Here is a 20,524-nt window from a genome sequence, read left to right as displayed (position 1 = left end):
GATCAGACAATGTAAACAACTAGTGTGTTATGTAAAGTAGTGTAAATTTTCGTGAATTATACATAACGAATATGTTAATGCAAACCATTATCATTAAGCTTAGTAGGTGTGTCACATATTTAATAACAACCACTCTGTGTTTAATGACACGAGATAATCGATGATTGACATGAAGAATGCCAAATAGGATAAAACGTAGAATATCCTCGGCCAGCAGGCATTGTTTGGCCATCAAGCTTAGTACTGGCTAACTACATGTTGGATTACAATGAAGGTAAAAGAATTCTAGAAATAGGCTGTGGCATCGCCCTATCAAGTTTACTACTCAAGGAAAAACATGCCGATATTACGGCAAATGACGACCATCCAGAAGTTGAGTAAGCTCTGCCATTTAAGGGCTATATTCTGCTTTTTTCACGTGTAAATTTTGTTGTCTGAAAAGCCAATAAAGCGTTATGGCCAGTAATGTCATTATTAGTGATAATGGACGGCGATAATCATGTCGCACTTTTAAAGGCAACACCTTAACCAAGCAGATTTACCCCATGGCCATTTGGCTATGAAACAACACAAGTTAAACATATTCAGCCTTAGTGTTAACTCACTCAAACTAAAATATTCCTGCTGATATCTCTTAATACAGCACTATTTGCAGGCGCAATAGCCAGCAACGTTTATGGCGGCGTACACCTAATGATAAACCTTTAATAAAAAGGCCATCGAAAAAACCATAATCCAAATATCAACAAACGATACCGTCAACTTAACCTTAATATTACAGCGTTATTATTTGTCAGGTTTTTAGACTCAAAACACGCTATGATCACCCCATTGTCGTCACGAGCTTTATATCCCTCACAAATTGAGCCATATAGCTTAGATAATCTCATATAAGCCTAGAACAAGGCCTATAATCAGTTGTTATCAGGCGCAGCGAATTTACTCTCCACTTATACTTTATATTAGGCAGTACCATGGCTATCAGAATTAAACTTAAACCTGGCCGCGAACGTTCATTAGAGCGACGCCACCCTTGGATATTTTCCAATGGAATTCACAACGTCAATGGCGGCAAACCGCAAGCTGGTGACACTGTTGAAGTAGTGGCGCACGATGGGCACTGGCTCGGACGCGGTGCCTGGTCGCCAGAATCTCAAATCCAAGTGCGTATATGGACCTTCGACAAAGAAGAAACCATCGATGCAGACTTCTTTGCTAGACGTATAAAAAGGGCTCAAGCCGGTCGAGATGAACTCATCCGCGAACAAGGCCTTACAGGTTATCGTTTAATTGCCGCAGAATCTGACGGTTTACCTGGTATCACCATAGATCGTTATGCCAACGTATTCGTTTGCCAACTATTAAGCACTGGTGCTGAAAAATGGCGCGATACCATCGTTGAACAACTAGTGATTCAATATCCAGATTGCGCCGTTTATGAGCGTTCAGATGTCGACTCGAGAAAGAAAGAAGGCCTGGTTCCTGTCGTAGGGTTACTTCACGGCGAATTACCCCCAATGCCCATTATCATCGAAGAAAACGGTATTAAGATTGCGGTCGATGTTATTAAAGGCCACAAAACCGGTTTTTATCTAGATCAACGTGACAACCGTGCTATGGCGGCTCGTTTCGTTAAAGGCAAATCTGTACTTAACTGCTTCTGTTACACTGGTACTTTCGGCTTGTATGCCGCCAAAGCTGGCGCGGCGAGTATTGAAAATGTTGATGTATCCACCTTAGCGCTGCAAACTGCTCGCGATAATATGGCGATTAATCACCTTAATGATGACCATGTAAATTATAACGAAGCTGACGTATTTAAATTACTACGCCAGTACCGAGATGAAGCTAAAACTTTCGATGTTATCGTGCTCGACCCGCCTAAGTTTGCCGACAATAAATCGCAGCTAGATGGTGCATGTCGCGGTTATAAAGACATCAACATGATTGCGATGCAATTGCTTAATCCAGGTGGAATATTACTGACGTTCTCGTGTTCAGGCTTAATGCAGTCAGACCTATTCCAAAAAGTGGTTGCTGATGCTGCCTTAGATGCGAAACGTGAAGTTCAGTTTATTGAGCGTATGCATCAAGCTAGCGATCATCCAATTAGCAGCGCATTCCCAGAAGGTTATTACCTCAAAGGTCTAGTCGCTCGAGTTTGGTAATTGATAATGTGACGTCAACAAAAAGGGAACAGTAACTGTTCCCTTTTTGTTGCATGAACATAACCAACAACTATGACCTTAATGGCTATCCCGAGGTTTTAATGGTGCGAGCAAGAGAAATAAAATAAACGACAACCAACTCACAAATATGGTTGCCAGCAACCAGGCAAGTTTCTCATTCGCGCTAACTTTCTTGCTGCGGGCAATAATAACTAACGGTATTAGCCAAAATACCAATAGAATTAATATAGTAAACGCCATTGTAAACATCCTGTTAAATTATCCTTAAAAATGATTTTGATGATATGTACCATTAACATTAACTAAAAAACTGAGTAAACCGTTGCCAATCCCATTGATGTAATCAATTGACTCAACAACATAAAATAGAGGGCAATTTTGCACAGCTTGTGCCTGTAAAGTCAACAGCACCATTCCTATAGAAAACGATAACGCGCCAGTAATAAATATCAGCATAAAAACCAATAAAATAAAACAGTTAAGCTTATCGATATAGATAGAGAGTATTGATAATGTCTACCTATCTATACAATCACAGCAAGCTTAAGTCCCATTTAAATCCTAGATAAAAAGTAAACTAGATTCAGTATCGAAAGATATAAAACAAAAATAACCAGACTAACAATAGGGAAAAAACTATACTTAAACGCTAACTGAAAGTTCTCTGTGTCCAACGACTTACTTTTAATTAGGTACAAAGCTGAACTACCAAAGGAAATGATCATATAAATCGTGAGTAAATAATTATCTAAAAAAAATTCTAATGGGAAACCAGTACTTGAAAATGTAATTGCGATTAAACAACCGGCTACGGGAACACAATAAATAATAACTATTATTGAAGAAATCAAAAAAGTAAAACCTAAATAGCCTGCCTTATTTTTAATCTGATACACCAACCTACTCCTTTAGATACATACTAAACTGGCTTGATACTATCAAATTATTCAGTATCAAAATGGAGCAATACTACAGCCCCATATCTTTAACCGTCCTAAATATAATCTATTCGTAGTATTTTATCGTTTGTAATAATGCATCACTAAAATCAAAAATTTGATCAAGATTGTCTATTGGATGTCTTGTTTCATTTTTATCAACATCGAATAACCCAAGGTATTTTTGCTTTGTATTAAAGTGCAAGCGACATAAAGGTTTACGGTTATTGTCATCCAATAAAACCCCAAAATAACTCTGAGTATCTCTTGCTATAACTCTATTAGCATCAACCTTTTGTCTTAAAATAGCTTTTACAATATTAAAACCTTCAACCTCATCATCCGTAGTTGTTATTTTAGGTTTATCATCATCCAGGACACACAGCTCTTCATTATCTATTTTCGATGATTGCTCACTACCAATGGCAGATTTTAACCTTGCATTGATACTGTCACTTAAAAACTGCCTTAAAGCTTTTTTTAGTTATTTCTGTAAATTGCTGTTTGACCTTAGGCGTAAGTACACCGTCATAGGCCCTAGCAGCAAAAAACTTAATGAACTCTTCTTCAGGGTCTTTAAATTGTTCACCTAGCAGTTTTTTTATTTGGTTTAAATATTTCAACTCACCAGCTGCATTTACAATTGACTCCACATCGAATGAAGTCTTAGTTAATTTTTTAAGCTCAGGAATAAGGTGTTCATCAATATTTAATAAATCTAAGGTTAAAAATGGTTTCTCATCCATTTTGTTAGGCGCATCTAGATCAGTAAAAAATTGATATTCAGTACCATTCGTCAAAATTGCTAAACGAGAATTTGTAACAGAGAAATATCTAAATAACTGTCCGGCATGCTTAACTGAAAGTTTTTCGCCATATTTTTTACATTCCATAAGGATTTGTACTTCACCATCCTTGACTAAAGCATAATCAACTTTCTCACCCTTTTTTGTCGCTATATCCGCAGTAAACTCTGGAATTACTTCATTAGGATTAAACACATCGTAACCCAATACTGTATGAAGAAAGGGCATTATTAGCGCATTTTTAGTTGCTTCCTCAGTTTGTAAACTACCTGAAATTTGGGGAATTCTCTTTGATAAAACATCTATTCGTTCAATAAAATCCATTTCATCGACCTCATATTAATAAGTAATAAAACTCATATTTTAAGTTAGCAGATAAAAACTAAATACCATAACGCTTTCTAAATTAAGCTTTATCTTATATAAACACTAAGCAATTCTCATTAAAAGCCACTGCAGAAGATGAAATTTCATTACCGACAAAAAGTATTCAGAAGTTAATGTGATTGAGTGTATCTAATAGGTATAAAAAAGCGGCTTATCTGGCAAGAATAAGCCGCAAAAGGTTTACATGGCAAATATTACATCGCAGTAAAGTCGTCTAATAAAATCACCCCAAATGGCGCTCCACCATCGACATTATCAACAGCCGCGACAGCATAAATACCCGAAGCATCTAAGGTCACATCAAGCGGACCGATAGCCACATCTTTAGTATTAGCAACAGTAACAGTAATTACATAATTACCAGGCGTAACGCTTAAACTGCCAGAAGAGGCCTTAAATGGTACATCCTCTAATACTGGCGTTGCATCGGTAATATCAGCAGAAGCAGTAAGATAAACATCAACTTCTGGTGCTGAATATGCAGCATGGGTAACAGTTAACTTTGCCTCAGTCGCTACGCGACGAGTTTGCTCAACTAGCACCAGTGGTTCAATCATGCTATCGGTTAATGATCCTACCGCTAAGGTGCTATAACTTTTACCAAGATCTAAGTCGACGGCGGCCTTATCTATCACCACAACACTGTTATCGGCATCCGCAGCAACAGTTACTGTATGTGTACCGTCAGCAAGATTGACATAGCCCGTTACCTCACCAAAAGACAACATGTTAACTGCTGGAGTGACTGCTTCGTCAACAAATACGTCCACCGCAGGCGCGTCAGCAACAGCATGAACAACACGTAAATCTGCGCCGCTGTTGACATCATTTAAGATTACTTGCCCTTCTGGTAGCGACACTTGTAATGCTACTGGTGAATCACCAGACCAGGTATTAGGGATCGCGCTAATAAAGTAATCTTGCATATCGGCTAAGGCAACCGTACCTGAGTCATATACCACATCTTTCATTCCTGATGCGGTAATACGAATTTGATAGTCACCATTAGCTACCTCAATTTGCGAACTTACATCTAAATAGTTTGCAGATAATGTTGGAGTCATAGCGCTAATATCTGCATCAGGGGCGGTAACATAAACATCAACATTGCCCGCTGCAGGTGCAGCATGCAGAACTTGTACTCTGGCATAACCAGTAGCAATGTCCATTATTGGGTTTGCAATCAGTTTTAGATTTAGGGTGTCATTAGTCACTAACCCTAATGCCACTGCGGTATATTCCATATCACTTTGCGCATCAAGAGATGTTTCGAGCACGGTTGCAGTGTTACCATCGGCCAAAACAGCATCAACGCTAATATCGTAAGTCGCCGATGATACTTGGATTAGATCACTAGACATGGCGTAATCCACCTTCGACAGTAATGCATTTCCATTAGCGACAACATTCACTAATGGTGCATCACTACCTGCATGAATAACACGTACGAATGAAATTTCTGGCTCTACAGGATCAACAACCATGACATCATCGTCGTCAGAGCAGGCTGTTAAACCAATTAAAGAAACACACAGTGCAAAAGGGTAAATCCGTTTCATTTTAGAAATCCTCATTAAGTATTGTGACCGATTTCTATACGGGGTGATTTATTTGCTGGTTCAAAAAAAATACACACAAATAATTAACTTTTTAGATAAAAAGATATAAATATTTGATGCCAATATAAAATATGCACAAATAATAATTTAGCACTGGCTGTTTTAAAAAGAATGCTGACTATGATGAAAATAATCGCGGCACAATATCGCAAACATCATTATAGAGAACGGAAGGTAATAAGTGTTAATACTGCTAGCCTAACGTTTAGACTTATTAACTTCACCACAAAAAACCAACATAAACATTACTATCAATTAGTTAATCACCTATCACTGACACAATTAAACTGTAAAAATATCAATCATTGATGTAACTCTACTTACCACGCAAGTCTACTTTACACATTAAAATAAAATGTTGTTATCGACGAGCTTGATGCTGTGAAGCGTAGCTTGATCTTTTAGTACCGACTATTTTGCAAGTTCACCCCGTTAGTTTATTAAAACAAAAACTGATCTCATTAATTAACGAATGCGTAACTAATGCTGAACTCAAAAATGGTATGCACTCAAAAAAGGAAAGTATAATGTTAAATAAATTCACTACAATCATCGCTATTATCCTTGCTAGTTTAGCGTTCTCGTCAGTTTCTTATGCAGAGCATCATGGTATGAAAAAAGATATCGTTGATGTCGCTGCTGAAAATGGCTCGTTTAATACTCTCGTTGCAGCAGTGAAAGCAGCAGGACTTGTTGAAACATTAAAAGGTGAGGGTCCATTTACAGTATTCGCGCCAACAGATGATGCGTTTGCAAAGTTGCCTGAAGGCACAGTAGAAATGCTTCTTAAACCAGAAAACAAAGATAAACTTGTTGCAGTACTAACTTATCATGTTGTTTCAGGCAAAGTGCTGGCTGCTGATGTAGTTAACCTAGATAGCGCAACTACCGTTGAAGGACAAGCTGTTACCATTGAAGTAAAAGACGGTAATGTTATGGTAAATAATGCACAAGTAATCATGACAGATGTTGAAGCTAGCAACGGTGTGATCCATGTAATTGATACCGTACTGTTACCTAAGTAATCGCTAAGTAATGATGGGGCGTTGGTTTTATGTCACGCCCCTGATTTTTCATTTATAAAAATGCAATCTCACCGACACTGTAATGGTCAATTAAAATTATCATCTTGATGTCAAAAGCGATGATGTTCACTTTACACATTAGCCGGTAAATTTATTTTATCCAATTGATATAAACCTCATCCTCGTTAAATAGCATTATTGGCAATGTTAGTGACTTTACCCTTTGCCGATAATTAACATAGAGATAGACAGATTCACAATTAAAATGATCAATTATTTTATTACAGTGTTATAGCCAATAAAAACGGCTTCCTAAGAAGCCGTTAAATTAAATTTAAATCAAAGCTTTACTCAACCGTAACTGATTTTGCTAAATTGCGAGGTTGGTCTACATCAGTACCTTTAATTAATGCCACATGATATGACAGTAACTGCAATGGAATGGTGTAGATCAATGGTGCCATGAACGCATCACAATGGGGAACCTGGATAACTTTCATTGTGTCGTCTGACTCAAATTCTGCATCGACATCGGCAAACACATACATCAATCCACCACGGGCGCGCACTTCTTCAACGTTTGATTTAAGCTTTTCGAGTAACTCATTGTTTGGCGCAACCACAATCACTGGCATATCAGCATCAATCAAGGCTAATGGGCCGTGCTTTAGTTCGCCAGAGGCATAGGCTTCGGCGTGAATATACGAAATCTCTTTGAGTTTTAATGCACCCTCCATCGCGATTGGGTATTGATCACCACGGCCTAGGAATAATGCATGCTGTTTGTCAGCAAAGTCTTCTGCTAATTCAGCAATAGCATCATTTAAGCCAAGCGCCTGCTCCACTTTAGCTGGCATTGATAACAAGCTTTGAGTAATAGCCGCTTCCATTTCACTAGACATGCCATTATGACGGCCAATAGCGGTGGTTAACATTAACAAGCCAGCAAGTTGCACAGTAAAGGCTTTGGTTGATGCGACACCAATTTCTACGCCTGCTTTCATCATGTAAGCCATATCCGATTCACGAACTAACGATGAACCTGCAGAGTTACAGATAGTTAAAGTGGCTTTGTAGCCCATTTCTTTTGCTAGGCGCATTGCCGCTAAAGTATCTGCTGTTTCACCAGATTGTGAAATCGTCACTAATAAGCTATTTGGGAACAGGTGCGACTTACGGTAACGGAACTCAGATGCAATTTCGACGTTACATGATACGCCAGCCCAGTCTTCTAACCAGTAACGCGCGGCCATACCAGCATGATAACTGGTACCACAAGCAATAATTTGCACGTGTTTAATGTCTTTTAAAAATTCAGCGGCATTTTCACCAAAAGCTGAATCTAATACTTTACCACCCGCAATACGACCTTCTAAAGTATGCGCAATCGCAGTTGGTTGCTCGTAAATCTCTTTCAACATGTAGTGACGGTATTCACCTTTGTCACCGGCATCATGAGTCACTTCAGACTCTTTCATTTCGCGCTGAACAGCGTTGCCATTAACATCAAAAATGTTAACTTGACGACGGGTAATTTCTGCTACATCACCTTCTTCTAAAAATGCAAATGAACGCGTTACCGGTAACAATGCAAGTTGGTCTGAGGCAACAAAGTTTTCACCCAGACCATAACCTATAACCAATGGGCTACCACTGCGGGCAACAACCATGCGTTCGCTATCACGACGGTCGATAACAACTGTGCCATAGGCACCTTCAAGTTGCTTAACCGTCGCTTGAACTGCTACTAATAAGCTCGCGGCTGTTTTTAATTCATGATGAACAAGATGACAAATCACTTCGGTATCTGTGTCTGATGAGAACACATAACCTAAACCTTTTAATCTCTCGCGCAATTTACTGTGGTTTTCAATGATACCGTTATGAACAACGGCAATATCACCTTCAGATAAATGTGGGTGTGCATTACGCTCTGTTGGTTCACCGTGTGTTGCCCAACGAGTGTGAGCAATACCGGTACCACCACTTAGAGGGGTGATCTCAAGTGCAGATGACAACTCTTGTACTTTACCTACACGGCGAGTACGGCTTAGCTCACCTTGATGAATGACAGCAATACCTGCTGAGTCATAACCACGATATTCAAGACGGCGTAAGCCTTCGACTAAAATTTCTGCAACATCCCTTTGCGCAACAGCGCCTACGATTCCACACATGTTAGTTTCCTTTACTGTTTTAATTTAATTTGTTTACTTAGCGTATGGCGCGAGAATGACTCTGACGCCATGTGCTGAAATAGTGTTAACGGCTTCTTGGGTAATGTTGTCGTCGGTAACTAAGACATTAACCACTTCCCAGGGCAGCTCAAGATTAGGGATTCGTCGACCAATTTTGGTAGATTCCAGTAGTACCACCACTTCACGCGACATTTCTGCCATCACTTTACTCAAGCCAGTTAGCTCGTTAAACGTGGTAGTGCCGCGGTTAAGATCGATACCATCGGCACCGATAAACAGTTGGTCGAAGTTATATGAACGTAAAACCTGCTCAGCCACTTGACCTTGAAAAGACTCGGAATGGGGATCCCAGGTGCCACCGGTCATCAATAATGTCGGCTCATTTTCAAGTTCATGAATAGCATTGGCCAGTTGTAATGAATTGGTCATGACCACTAAACCATGCTTACCATTAAGCTGTTGAATGATGCCTGATGTGGTACTGCCACTGTCAATGATGATCCGATTATGGTCGCGGATCAGCTCAGCGGCTTTAGCAGCAATAGCTTGTTTATTTAAAGACAGGTTTTCGTTGGCTATTTGGGTCATTTCTTGTGGTAAAGGCACGGCGCCACCATAGCGTCGTAACAATAATCCATGGGTTTCAAGCATAGCCAAATCTTTACGGATCGTAACTTCGGAAGTGGCAAATAAATTAGCCAGTTCGTCGACACTGACTTCGCCTTGCTCATTAACCAATTTAATGATCGAATGGCGACGTTGTTGGGTGTTACGTTTAGTCATTTAAATTAACTACTTTCCGCATAAGTTTCGAAACGAAAGGTATTTTAGCATCAAATGAAACTTTATCTAGATCTTATAACTCAAAAGTTGAAATAAATGTACAAAAAAGCCTCTGAAATATGCAGAGGCTTTTTATGAACTAATTAAGATAAGTTAGCGTTAACTAGCCATATTAGAACTTAACCTCTGCGGCAACACTGAAGTTACGCTCTTGACCAATAGTCACCATATTATATTGACCACCTTCAATATAATCGGTATCAAATAAGTTTCTGACATTTGCACGTACGCTTACGTCTTTACCCATAACATCCATAGTGTAAGCGGCACCAATGTCAAAACGAACATAGCCGTCTTTGCGAATACTGTTATCGGTATTGGCAAAACGCTCGCCAACATAGATAGCACCAAAATTCAGCGCAAAATCTTCGTTCATTTGGTAGCGGGTCCAGATATTGGCAGACCATTCTGGCGCATCAACAGGCGTTTTACCTTCACGTTCATCGCCTGTGTGATATTCAGCATCAAGGTACATCATGGAAGATGTCATAAACCAATTGTCACTTATCTGGCCTTGAGCGCCCACTTCAAATCCACGATGCTTCTGCTCACCACCTTGAGTCGTAATATCAGTATAGGAACCTATTGGAGTCGGGAGTACTTCAGATATTGTAATATTCTCAAGGGTGATATCAAATACAGCCGCGGTCAGTAATAAGCTATCGTTGAACAGTTCCCACTTAGTACCAACTTCATACTGAATACCATATTCAGGTTTTAAATCCAGTTCATCGTTAACATCAAATGGATTATTAACAGCACCTTGCGGGGTAAAACTTTTTGAATAGTTTAGGTAAACACTGCCATTTTCCATGGGCGAGTAAATCACCCCAAACTTAGGCGATAGCGCATAACTGTTCTGGCCTAAACCGTCTTTCTTTTGCTCATCGTAACGAACACCAGTAAGCAGCTTCCATTGTTCATTAAGCGTCATTAAATCTTGCAAATAGAAGCCATAATATTTGTATTCGCTAGGATCACCTTTAACACTTGAATGGTAATCAAGATCAGGCTTAATAACAGGCTGCCCAGGAGTCACGGTTTGGGCTTTACCACGTTGGATCTGTTGCTGATAAAAATAATCTAGGTAATTTGCGCCAATTAATAACTGATGTTGAACTCCGGCAAAATCAAACTCGCCTGTAAAATCTACATAAGCCGTTTTATGTTGCCAGTCATCATAACGATCGAATGGTTTAATGCTATAACCATTACTAAGAGGATCTGTGGTGTATTGTGGCGCTGAGTCAAAACGTTGGCGATTGAATTGTTGATCGTTATAGCCCGCTTTGACTTTCCAGTTGTCACTCATATGCCAAGTCAGATCGGCACCTAAGTTTGACACTGTATTATCGGTAAAGGCCCAAGGCGCATCCCAAACGGTTTTACGTTCGCCAATGACATTACCTTGTTTATCTAACCAACCACCGGCATCAATACCGGCTTTATCTTGAGTGTGATCGTATTTCACTGACAGTAATACATCATCAGTTAAGTCAAATTCCATATTAAGATAACCTAACCAACGATCGCGTTCTTGATTTTCTTCGGTGGTTGAATATTCACGCCAATATGTTGTGTCTTGCTTAACTAACACTCCACGATAACGAATACTTTGGGCATCATTTAAACTTCCTCCCGCATCGATCTGCGCACGGGTAGAACCGTAACCATCTGTGTCTATACCCACATCAAGCATAGAATCATAAGTTGGCTTTTTAGTGACCATATTCACTAAACCACCAGGACCAGATTGGCCATACAACATACTAGAAGGACCTTTCAGCACTTCAACTTGCTGTAGCGTTTCAATAGGTTGTACATAGTGAGACCATTGCTGGTGGCCATTAATCAGATAACCATTACCCGAATTTAACTCAAAACCACGGATGCTAAAGACTTGGCGGTTCCAGCGTGTCGTTCCTGCCGTCACGCTGGAATCGTTAACTAATACTTCAGCAAGGTTAGTAGCTAATTGTTCATCGGTAACAAAATCAGGGATAACATTAACCGACTGTGGGGTATCCATTAAGTCGATATCACCGCGCATAGCGCCAGATGCTGTAGCAACTTTATAATCGTTAAAGGTACGACCGGTCACATTAATGCGCTCTATGTTAGCGTCACTCGACACTTCTGCCACAACTGGCATCGCCATTAATGCTGAACCAACAGCCAAACCTATAACTGAATATTTAAATACCATGACCAACTCCTCAATAAGACTTTCAGTCTAACAATTGAGGGGAATATAAATGAGAATTGTTTTTATTTAAACTTATTTGTGAAAAATTTACACTTACTTGTGACATAGCTATAAATTCATTTAAAACCAGTCAATTAAGAACATTTAATTAACATAAATCAAACTTATAACAAACCTTTTTTCAGTATAATTTTCATATAAAAAATGTATAAATAATAAAAAAGCGGCTCATGGCCGCTTGATTATATTTGAGTTAACCGTTATTTTTTAATTTTTATCGGACGCTGCCAACCAGTAATATGGCGCTGTTTAACGCGAGTAATCACCAGTTCATTTTCAGCAACATCTTTGGTTATGGTTGATCCAGCCCCTAGAGTGGCATTTTTGCCTATGGTAACAGGTGCTACTAACTGAGTATCACTGCCGACGAATACGCCATCTTCAATGGTAGTAATAAACTTATTGGCACCGTCATAGTTACAGGTAATTGTACCGGCACCGATATTCACGCCAGCGCCAATGTGTGCATCACCTAAATAGGCTAAGTGACCAGCTTTAGAACCTTTACCTAATACACTCTTTTTAATTTCGACAAAGTTACCTATATGAGCATCTTCTTTAAGCTCTGCCCCTGGGCGTAAACGGGCAAAAGGTCCTGCACTCGCGGCTTGTCCAAGCTTAGCGCCTTCTACAATAGTATAAGGTTTAATTTCTGCATTATCGGCAATGTCGCAATCAATCAAAATAGCACCTGCGCCGATTGTCACATTGTTACCTAGGGTTACTTTACCTTGAAAAATAACGTTAACATCTATCATCACATCCATACCAACAGTCACATCGCCGCGAATATCAATACGCGCAGGATCGCGGAGATTAGCACCGTCGAGCATCAGTTTTTCAGCAGCACGAGCTTGATAAGCTCTTTCTAATTGGGCAAGTTGCACGCGATTGTTAGCGCCTTCAACTTCGATAGCCGATTGTGGCTGTGATGTGCTAATTTCAACGCCATCAGCCTTTGCCATGGCAATGATGTCGGTAAGGTAGTATTCACCTTGAGCATTATTATTCGATAAACGATTTAACCAGGCTTTTAACTGCTTACCCGGCACAACCATTATACCTGTGTTCACTTCGGTTATGGCTAGCTGTTCAGCGTTAGCATCTTTTTGCTCGACAATTCCGACGACGCTGCCTTGTTCGCGCACTATGCGACCGTATCCGCTTGGGTTAGGTAAATTAACAGTCAAAATAGCCAAGCCATTCACAGGGCGTGCAGCTAATAATGCTTCTAAGGTTGATTGCTGAATAAGTGGTACATCACCGTAAAGGATTAATACTGTATCGTTATCGTTAATATTCGGGTTTGCTTGGGCAACCGCATGGCCGGTACCCAGTTGTTCAGCCTGTAATACCCAGTTTAATGCTTGCTCGCCAAGTGCTGTTTGTAATTTATCTGCGCCATAACCATACACTAACTGAATAGCATCTGATCCTAAGGCATTGGCAGTGTCTATCACATGTTGCACCATACTTTTATGAGCAATAGGATGCAGAACCTTTGGGAGATCTGAGCGCATCCGAGTTCCTTTTCCTGCAGCTAAGATCACAACATTTAACGACATTGAGCATTCCTTTAATGAACCGATATAGATTTGCGCTCATTTTAACGGAATATGGTCAAAAGGGAAAACAGGCAGGGGGTTAATTAGCCGATAATAGGCAATAAAAAAGGCGACTCATAAAGAGTCGCCTTTTAAGCGTCAAATAATCAGATTATCTGGTGATATTTTTCTTGATGCATTCAACAACACGTAATTGAGCCAAAGATTTGGCTAATTCGATTGCTGCGGCTTCATAATTGAAGTCAACTCCGGCGTTGGCAATTGCTTGCTCAGCACGTTCTTTGGCTTCTAAAGCAGCTTTCTCATCAATATCATCGGCACGTAATGCTACATCAGCAAGTACTGAAATTGCAGTAGGTTGTACTTCAAGTAAACCACCTGATAGATACAACACTTCTTCACTACCATCTTGCTTGATAAAGCGCGCCATACCAGGCTTGATTTTTGTCAGTAACGCAACATGGTTAGGCATAATACCTAACTCACCTTCAGCACCAGTAACTTCAAAGAAGCTAACTTGGCCGTGGTAGATGCTGTTTTCTGCACTAACAATATCAAGTTGGACTGTTTTGGCTGCCATCAAGTTCTCCTTAAAGAACTAAGCTTTACGGCCTAGTTATTTCTTTTTGTTAGCTTTCTCGACAGCTTCATCGATTGAACCAACCATGTAGAACGCTTGCTCAGGGATATGATCGAACTCACCATCCAAGATACCCTTAAAGCCACGAATAGTGTCTTTAAGAGAAACGTACTTACCAGGAGAACCAGTAAAGACTTCTGCTACGAAGAAAGGTTGAGATAAGAAACGCTCAATCTTACGCGCTCGGAATACCATGGTTTTGTCATCATCTGACAATTCATCCATACCCAAGATAGCAATAATGTCTTTCAGCTCTTTATAACGCTGTAATACAGTTTGTACACCGTTTGCAACATCATAATGCTCTTGGCCAACAACCTGTGGATCTAACTGACGTGAAGTCGAATCCAATGGGTCAACCGCTGGGTAAATACCCAAAGAAGCAATTTGACGAGACAATACAACAGTCGCATCTAAGTGAGCGAAGGTTGTGGCTGGTGACGGATCAGTTAAGTCATCCGCAGGTACATATACTGCTTGCACAGAAGTAATCGAACCAGACTTAGTTGAAGTGATACGTTCTTGAAGAACACCCATCTCTTCAGCTAGTGTTGGCTGATAACCTACCGCAGAAGGCATACGACCTAATAGTGCAGATACTTCAGTACCGGCTAAGGTGTAACGATAAATGTTGTCCACGAACAACAATACGTCACGACCTTCGTCACGGAACTTTTCAGCGATACTCAGGCCAGTTAACGCTACGCGTAAACGGTTTCCTGGAGGCTCGTTCATCTGACCATAAACCATGGCTACTTTGTCTAATACGCCTGAATCTTCCATCTCGTAGTAGAAGTCGTTACCCTCACGGGTACGCTCACCAACACCAGCGAAAACAGAAAGACCAGAGTGAGCTTTAGCGATGTTGTTAATCAGTTCCATCATGTTAACTGTTTTACCAACACCAGCACCACCGAACAGACCGACTTTACCACCTTTAGCGAAAGGACAAACAAGGTCGATAACCTTGATACCTGTCTCTAAAAGCTCAGTTGAATTTGACTGATCTTCGTATGAAGGAGCTGCACGGTGAATAACATAACGCTCTTCTTCACCGATAGGACCCGCTTCATCGATAGGCTCGCCCAATACGTTCATAATACGGCCAAGGGTTGCAACCCCTACCGGAACAGTAATTGGTGAACCTGAGTTTGCTACCTCTAGACCACGACGCAGACCATCAGAAGAACCCATAGCGATGGTACGAACAACACCACCACCTAGCTGCTGCTGAACTTCCAGCACCAAACCATTACAGGCGCCTTCACCAGTGATCTTCAGAGCGTCATATACTCGAGGTACAGAATCTTGTGGAAACTCTACGTCCACAACCGCGCCAATTACTTGGACAACAGTACCTGTGCTCATGATTAATCCTCTAAACTTGATTTCGTTACCTAAACCTAAACCGCTGCAGCGCCTGCAACAATTTCCGACAGTTCTTGCGTAATCGCAGCCTGACGGGCCTTGTTATAAACGAGTTGCAAATCATCGATCATTTCGCCGGCGTTATCTGTTGCCGCCTTCATGGCTACCATACGGGCAGCCTGTTCAGAGGCAATATTTTCAACAACACCTTGATATACTTGAGACTCTACATAACGAGTTAACAATAAATCCAATACTTCTTTTGGATCAGGCTCGTAAATATAATCCCAAGGATAACTAGCTACTTCTTCATCTGACTTAGGTAAAGGTAGCAGCTGTTCGATCACCGGAGTCTGGGACATGGTATTCACAAATTTGTTAAATACTATGAACAGACGATCCAGTTTACCTTCGTTGTAAGCTTTTAACATGACACGAACTGTGCCAATCAAATCAGCAAGTTTTGGCGAGTCGCCTAAACCTGATGCATGGGCGGATATTTCACCACCAAAGCTTTTAAAAAACTGAACAGAACGGGCACCAATTGGGCAAAACTCAACATTTGCACCTTGTTCTTTCCACTTTTTAACGTCTGACACAACCTTTTTAAATAGGTTAGCGTTCAAACCACCACAAAGGCCACGGTCGGTTGCTACAACAATGTAACCAACCCGCTTGGCATCTCTCACCTCTAAATAGGGGTGTTTATACTCGAGAGTACCTTGCGCTACGTGACCGATCACCTTACGCATATTTTCTGCATATGGACGGCTCGCTGCCATGCGTTCTTGCGCTCTGCGCATTTTGCTGGCGGCAACCATTTCCATAGCGGAAGTGATCTTCTGAGTATTTTTAACACTCGCGATCTTGGTTTTAATCTCTTTAGCGCTGGCCATCTCTACTCTCCAATCTGGGACCTGAGGTGCCTAATGACACCCCGTGTTCATTATTACCAGGTTTGGGTTTCAATGAACTTGTCCATGCCTGCCTTTAACTCACCTTCGATATCAGCGTTATAATCGCCAGTAGCATTGATGGTGTTCATTAGGTCAGCATGTTGACTGTTCATGTATGAAAGCAGAGAGGCTTCGAAGCGACCGATTTCATTTAAAGCAACACCTTTAAGGTAGCCTTTTTCAGCTGCGAAAATAGACACAGACTGGGCAGCAACGCTCATAGGAGCATATTGCTTTTGCTTCATTAGTTCGGTTACTCGCTCACCATGCTCAAGTTGAGCACGTGTTGCATCATCTAAATCAGATGCAAACTGTGAGAACGCAGCAAGCTCTCGATACTGTGCAAGTGCTGTACGAATACCGCCTGACAGTTTCTTGATGATCTTAGTCTGCGCAGCACCACCAACACGAGAAACAGAAATACCTGGGTTAACTGCAGGACGAAGTCCCGAGTTAAACAAGTCAGTCTCAAGGAAGATCTGACCATCAGTAATAGAAATTACGTTGGTCGGTACGAACGCTGACACATCACCAGCTTGGGTTTCAATAATAGGTAACGCGGTTAACGAACCGGTTTGACTTGTTACTGCACCGTTAGTGAACTTTTCTACATAATTTACGTTTACGCGTGAAGCACGCTCTAATAAACGAGAGTGTAGATAGAATACGTCACCTGGGTATGCTTCACGTCCTGGTGGACGCTTCAATAGTAGAGAAATTTGACGATAAGCAACTGCTTGCTTAGACAAATCATCATATACGATTAAAGAATCTTCACCGCGGTCACGGAAGTATTCACCCATAGAACAACCAGAATATGGCGCTAAATATTGCAGTGCTGCAGCTTCAGAAGCTGATGCAACAACAACGATAGTGTTAGCTAATGCACCATGTTCTTCAAGCTTGCGTACTACGTTTGCGATGGTAGAAGCTTTCTGACCAATAGCAACATAGACACACTTAATGCCTGATTCTTTCTGGTTGATAATTGCATCAATAGCCATCGCTGTTTTACCAGTCTGACGGTCACCAATAATCAATTCACGTTGACCACGACCAATAGGGATCATGGCATCAACGGCTTTATAACCAGTTTGGATTGGTTGTGATACTGACTTACGTTCAATAACACCAGGGGCAATTACTTCAACAGGAGAGAAACCATCGTTGTCGATAGGTCCTTTTCCATCAATAGGCTCACCTAGAGTGTTAACAACGCGGCCAAGTAGACCACGACCCACCGGTACTTCAAGAATACGACCAGTGGTTCTAACTTTATCACCTTCTGCTAAATTAGCATAAGGTCCCATCACTACGGCGCCGACAGAATCACGTTCTAAGTTCAACGCGATTGCAAAACAGCCACCAGGCAGTTCGATCATTTCACCTTGCATTACATCGGCTAGGCCGTTAATGCGAATGATGCCGTCACTTACTGCAACGATAGTACCTTCGTTGCGAGCTTCACTAACGACGTCGAACTGCTCGATCCGCTGCTTAATCAGATCGCTGATTTCAGTGGAATTCAGTTGCATGCTCAAACTCCCAATTACGACTGCAGCTTTTCAGACAAACGCGATAACTTACCGCTTACCGAGCCATCAATGACTAGGTCGCCTGATTTAATAATTACACCGCCAATAAGCGATGCGTCGATGCTGCAATTCAGCTTAACTTTGCGTGCGAGACGTTTCTCTAAAGAAACACTAATTTGCTGCTGTTGCTCAGAGCTTAGCTCAGTAGCAGAAACCACATCGGCCTCAACTTCTTTTGCCCACTCATTACGGTATTCAGCAAAAAGTAGCGATACTGTTGACAGTATCCCTAAACGACCGTTTTCAGCCATTACCTTTATCAGGTTTTGACCTTGCTCATTGACTTGCTCACCGCATACTTTAATAAACAGTGAAGCTAGTTGTGTACTCGCGAGAGTACCATTTAGCAGTGGCTTGATTGATTCGTTCTCACTCACCAATGAAGCGAAAGTTAACATTTCTGTCCAACTATCTACTGCTTTATGCTCAACAGCAAAATCAAAAGCTGCCTTTGCGTAAGGGCGAGCGATGGTGCTTAATTCAGCCATAACTCAACTCCCTTAATCAAATTTCAGCAACAAGTTTATTAACAATGTCACTGTGGGCTTCTGGATCAATCGTACGTTCAAGAATTTTCTCTGCACCAATGATGGCTAGAGAAGCAACTTGCTTACGCAGGTCGTCTTTCACGCGATTACGTTCGTTTTCAATTTCTGCTTGACCCTGGGCGATAATTTTAGCTCGCTCAGTTTGTGCTTCAACTTTAGCTTCATCAACGATTTGAGCCTTACGCTTATTAGCTTGCTCAATAATTTCGTTGGCAGTTACTTTTGCTTCTTTTAGTTGCTCAGTAGCTTTAATTTGTGCTAACTCTAGATCTTTTGCTGCACGGCCGGCATCCGCCAGACCATCAGCAATTTTCTTCTGGCGTTCTTCGATGGCATTCATCAACGGAGGCCATACAAACTTCATGCAAAACCACACGAAGAGAATAAAGGCAACCGTCTGACCGAATAGGGTAGCGTTGAAATTCACAACAGCCTCCTAGTTAGATTAAAGACAGAAGCGTTAGTTAAAGCATTGCACCCAATGGGTTAGTAAATAGCATAAATAGCGCAATACCTACACCAATCATAGTTACGGCATCTAGAAGACCCGCTACGATGAACATTTTAACTTGTAACATAGGCGCCATTTCTGGCTGACGAGCTGCACCTTCTAAAAACTTTCCACCTAAAAGGCCGAAACCGATAGCTGTTCCTAATGCACCCATACCAATAAGTAGAGCAACAGCAATAGCCGTCATTCCTAATACAGTTTCCATATCTATCTCCAATATTCTAAATCGTTGTTATTAATGATTTAGGTCAAAAAATTTTTCGGTTACCCTTAATGATCTTCATGTGCCATGCTTAAATAAACAATAGTCAACATCATGAAAATAAATGCTTGTAAAGTAATAACTAAAATATGGAAAATTAACCAACCTAGTTGTAATCCTACACCTAGAGCAGATAACGCCACGTTAGAACCGTACATCAATGCAATAAGGATAAATATCAACTCACCAGCGTACAAGTTACCAAATAGTCGTAGAGCCAATGAAATCGGCTTCGCAACTAGAGTCACTGTTTCTAATAATAAGTTGACGGGTATCATTGCCCAATGGTTAAAAGGCTGAAATGTTAGTTCTTTAACAAAACCTGAAACACCTTTGACTTTAATGCTGTAATAAATAATCAGCACAAACACACCAAGAGCTAAGCTGAAGGTAATGTTAACGTCAGTAGTCGGAACAACTTTTAGGTATGGCACACCAGCTAACGAAGCTAATGCAGGTAACCAATCGACTGGGATCATATCCATGAAGTTCATCATGAAAATCCAGACGAAAATTGTCAGAGCTAAAGGTGCAATAACAGGATTGCGGCCGTGAAAAGTTTCTTTCACACTGCTATCTACGAACTCAACAATCATCTCAACAAAACATTGAAATTTGCCAGGAACGCCTGTTGTCGCATTTTTGCCGGCACGGTAAAACAGCCATAAGAACAACATTCCAAGCCCAACCGAAAAGAGCAACGAATCAATGTGCCAAGTCCAAAACCCTTCACCAACACTTAAATTGGTAAGGTGATGTTGGATATAGCCCTGCGGTGTTAACGCTTCACCAGTTGCAGCCATGATTC

The 20,524-nt window shown here is 40.9% G+C and carries 16 protein-coding genes and 2 pseudogenes; 3 read left to right on the top strand and 15 right to left on the bottom strand.

The annotated features are described in order from the left end of the window. Positions 1-216 precede the first annotated feature (216 nt). A pseudogene (locus GW828_RS18415) lies at positions 217-372 on the top strand (histidine kinase); the annotation flags it as partial. Between the two features lie 602 nt (positions 373-974). Then, positions 975-2,168: a class I SAM-dependent rRNA methyltransferase gene (locus GW828_RS18410; RefSeq protein WP_182698839.1), complete on the top strand. Its 1,194-nt coding sequence runs from the start codon at positions 975-977 to the stop codon at positions 2,166-2,168. Between the two features lie 78 nt (positions 2,169-2,246). Here GW828_RS18410 and GW828_RS18405 read toward each other — a convergent pair whose 3' ends face one another. The 3 genes and pseudogenes from GW828_RS18405 to GW828_RS18395 form a co-directional block, all read right to left on the bottom strand. Then, positions 2,247-2,429, bottom strand: coding sequence for a hypothetical protein (locus tag GW828_RS18405; protein ID WP_124016598.1), 183 nt, complete (start codon positions 2,427-2,429; stop codon positions 2,247-2,249). Positions 2,430-3,194: 765 nt separating this feature from the next. Next, positions 3,195-4,257, bottom strand: a pseudogene (locus tag GW828_RS19300) (type I restriction endonuclease). A gap of 257 nt (positions 4,258-4,514) precedes the next feature. Then, a complete protein-coding gene (locus GW828_RS18395) occupies positions 4,515-5,879 on the bottom strand; it encodes a DUF4397 domain-containing protein (RefSeq protein ID WP_273059807.1) in 1,365 nt (454 codons plus the stop codon). 587 nt (positions 5,880-6,466) lie between these two features. Between GW828_RS18395 and GW828_RS18390 the strand changes: the two genes are divergently transcribed. Then, on the top strand, positions 6,467-6,964 hold the full coding sequence (locus GW828_RS18390) for a fasciclin domain-containing protein (protein WP_124016596.1): 498 nt from the start codon (positions 6,467-6,469) through the stop codon (positions 6,962-6,964). A gap of 347 nt (positions 6,965-7,311) precedes the next feature. On the opposite strand, the gene glmS is transcribed toward GW828_RS18390, so the two are convergent. The 12 genes from glmS to atpB all read right to left on the bottom strand — a co-directional run bounded on the left by glmS (position 7,312) and on the right by atpB (position 20,519). After that, entirely contained in the window at positions 7,312-9,141 is a 1,830-nt protein-coding gene (glmS, locus tag GW828_RS18385) for a glutamine--fructose-6-phosphate transaminase (isomerizing) (RefSeq protein WP_124016595.1), read from the bottom strand. 33 nt (positions 9,142-9,174) lie between these two features. Then, positions 9,175-9,945 carry a DeoR/GlpR family DNA-binding transcription regulator gene (locus tag GW828_RS18380; RefSeq protein ID WP_182723706.1) on the bottom strand — a complete coding sequence of 257 codons (771 nt, stop codon included), beginning with the start codon at positions 9,943-9,945 and terminating at the stop codon, positions 9,175-9,177. Between the two features lie 172 nt (positions 9,946-10,117). Beyond that, positions 10,118-12,211, bottom strand: coding sequence for a TonB-dependent receptor (locus GW828_RS18375; protein WP_182741543.1), 2,094 nt, complete (start codon positions 12,209-12,211; stop codon positions 10,118-10,120). 260 nt (positions 12,212-12,471) lie between these two features. Beyond that, on the bottom strand, positions 12,472-13,836 hold the full coding sequence (gene glmU / locus GW828_RS18370; protein WP_182741544.1) for a bifunctional UDP-N-acetylglucosamine diphosphorylase/glucosamine-1-phosphate N-acetyltransferase GlmU: 1,365 nt from the start codon (positions 13,834-13,836) through the stop codon (positions 12,472-12,474). A gap of 151 nt (positions 13,837-13,987) precedes the next feature. Further along, complete coding sequence (locus GW828_RS18365) at positions 13,988-14,416, bottom strand: F0F1 ATP synthase subunit epsilon (protein WP_124016591.1); 429 nt, start codon at positions 14,414-14,416, stop codon at positions 13,988-13,990. A 36-nt stretch (positions 14,417-14,452) separates the two neighbouring features. After that, positions 14,453-15,844 (bottom strand): F0F1 ATP synthase subunit beta, encoded by a 1,392-nt coding sequence (gene atpD / locus GW828_RS18360; protein WP_011639450.1) that lies wholly within the window; start codon positions 15,842-15,844, stop codon positions 14,453-14,455. Between the two features lie 35 nt (positions 15,845-15,879). Continuing rightward, entirely contained in the window at positions 15,880-16,740 is an 861-nt protein-coding gene (atpG, locus tag GW828_RS18355; protein WP_182698832.1) for a F0F1 ATP synthase subunit gamma, read from the bottom strand. A 53-nt stretch (positions 16,741-16,793) separates the two neighbouring features. After that, positions 16,794-18,335, bottom strand: coding sequence for a F0F1 ATP synthase subunit alpha (atpA, locus tag GW828_RS18350; RefSeq protein ID WP_273059800.1), 1,542 nt, complete (start codon positions 18,333-18,335; stop codon positions 16,794-16,796). Positions 18,336-18,349: 14 nt separating this feature from the next. Continuing rightward, entirely contained in the window at positions 18,350-18,883 is a 534-nt protein-coding gene (atpH, locus tag GW828_RS18345) for a F0F1 ATP synthase subunit delta (RefSeq protein ID WP_182723703.1), read from the bottom strand. Between the two features lie 16 nt (positions 18,884-18,899). Beyond that, positions 18,900-19,370: a F0F1 ATP synthase subunit B gene (gene atpF / locus GW828_RS18340; protein WP_124016586.1), complete on the bottom strand. Its 471-nt coding sequence runs from the start codon at positions 19,368-19,370 to the stop codon at positions 18,900-18,902. A gap of 37 nt (positions 19,371-19,407) precedes the next feature. Then, positions 19,408-19,659, bottom strand: a complete 252-nt coding sequence (gene atpE / locus GW828_RS18335; protein ID WP_011639455.1) for a F0F1 ATP synthase subunit C — start codon at positions 19,657-19,659, stop codon at positions 19,408-19,410. A gap of 65 nt (positions 19,660-19,724) precedes the next feature. Further along, positions 19,725-20,519 (bottom strand): F0F1 ATP synthase subunit A, encoded by a 795-nt coding sequence (gene atpB / locus GW828_RS18330; RefSeq protein ID WP_124016585.1) that lies wholly within the window; start codon positions 20,517-20,519, stop codon positions 19,725-19,727. Positions 20,520-20,524: the final 5 nt, after the last annotated feature.

Origin of the sequence: Shewanella vesiculosa, from assembly GCF_009994065.1 — a bacterium.
GTDB lineage: Bacteria > Pseudomonadota > Gammaproteobacteria > Enterobacterales > Shewanellaceae > Shewanella > Shewanella vesiculosa.
Note: the sequence above shows the minus strand (reverse complement) of the source record. Positions and strands in the feature narration are given on the sequence as shown.

Excerpts from the sequence above, each read along its gene's own strand:
- GW828_RS18380 (WP_182723706.1), bottom strand. The coding sequence starts at position 9,945 with ATGACTAAACGTAACACCCAACAACGTCGCCATTCGATCATTAAATTG.
- GW828_RS18410 (WP_182698839.1), top strand. The coding sequence starts at position 975 with ATGGCTATCAGAATTAAACTTAAACCTGGCCGCGAACGTTCATTAGAG.
- atpD (WP_011639450.1), bottom strand. The coding sequence starts at position 15,844 with ATGAGCACAGGTACTGTTGTCCAAGTAATTGGCGCGGTTGTGGACGTA.
- glmS (WP_124016595.1), bottom strand. The coding sequence starts at position 9,141 with ATGTGTGGAATCGTAGGCGCTGTTGCGCAAAGGGATGTTGCAGAAATT.
- GW828_RS18390 (WP_124016596.1), top strand. The coding sequence starts at position 6,467 with ATGTTAAATAAATTCACTACAATCATCGCTATTATCCTTGCTAGTTTA.
- GW828_RS18395 (WP_273059807.1), bottom strand. The coding sequence starts at position 5,879 with ATGAAACGGATTTACCCTTTTGCACTGTGTGTTTCTTTAATTGGTTTA.
- atpA (WP_273059800.1), bottom strand. The coding sequence starts at position 18,335 with ATGCAACTGAATTCCACTGAAATCAGCGATCTGATTAAGCAGCGGATC.
- GW828_RS18365 (WP_124016591.1), bottom strand. The coding sequence starts at position 14,416 with ATGGCAGCCAAAACAGTCCAACTTGATATTGTTAGTGCAGAAAACAGC.
- atpH (WP_182723703.1), bottom strand. The coding sequence starts at position 18,883 with ATGGCTGAATTAAGCACCATCGCTCGCCCTTACGCAAAGGCAGCTTTT.
- atpG (WP_182698832.1), bottom strand. The coding sequence starts at position 16,740 with ATGGCCAGCGCTAAAGAGATTAAAACCAAGATCGCGAGTGTTAAAAAT.
- glmU (WP_182741544.1), bottom strand. The coding sequence starts at position 13,836 with ATGTCGTTAAATGTTGTGATCTTAGCTGCAGGAAAAGGAACTCGGATG.
- atpE (WP_011639455.1), bottom strand. The coding sequence starts at position 19,659 with ATGGAAACTGTATTAGGAATGACGGCTATTGCTGTTGCTCTACTTATT.
- atpB (WP_124016585.1), bottom strand. The coding sequence starts at position 20,519 with ATGGCTGCAACTGGTGAAGCGTTAACACCGCAGGGCTATATCCAACAT.
- GW828_RS18375 (WP_182741543.1), bottom strand. The coding sequence starts at position 12,211 with ATGGTATTTAAATATTCAGTTATAGGTTTGGCTGTTGGTTCAGCATTA.
- GW828_RS18405 (WP_124016598.1), bottom strand. The coding sequence starts at position 2,429 with ATGGCGTTTACTATATTAATTCTATTGGTATTTTGGCTAATACCGTTA.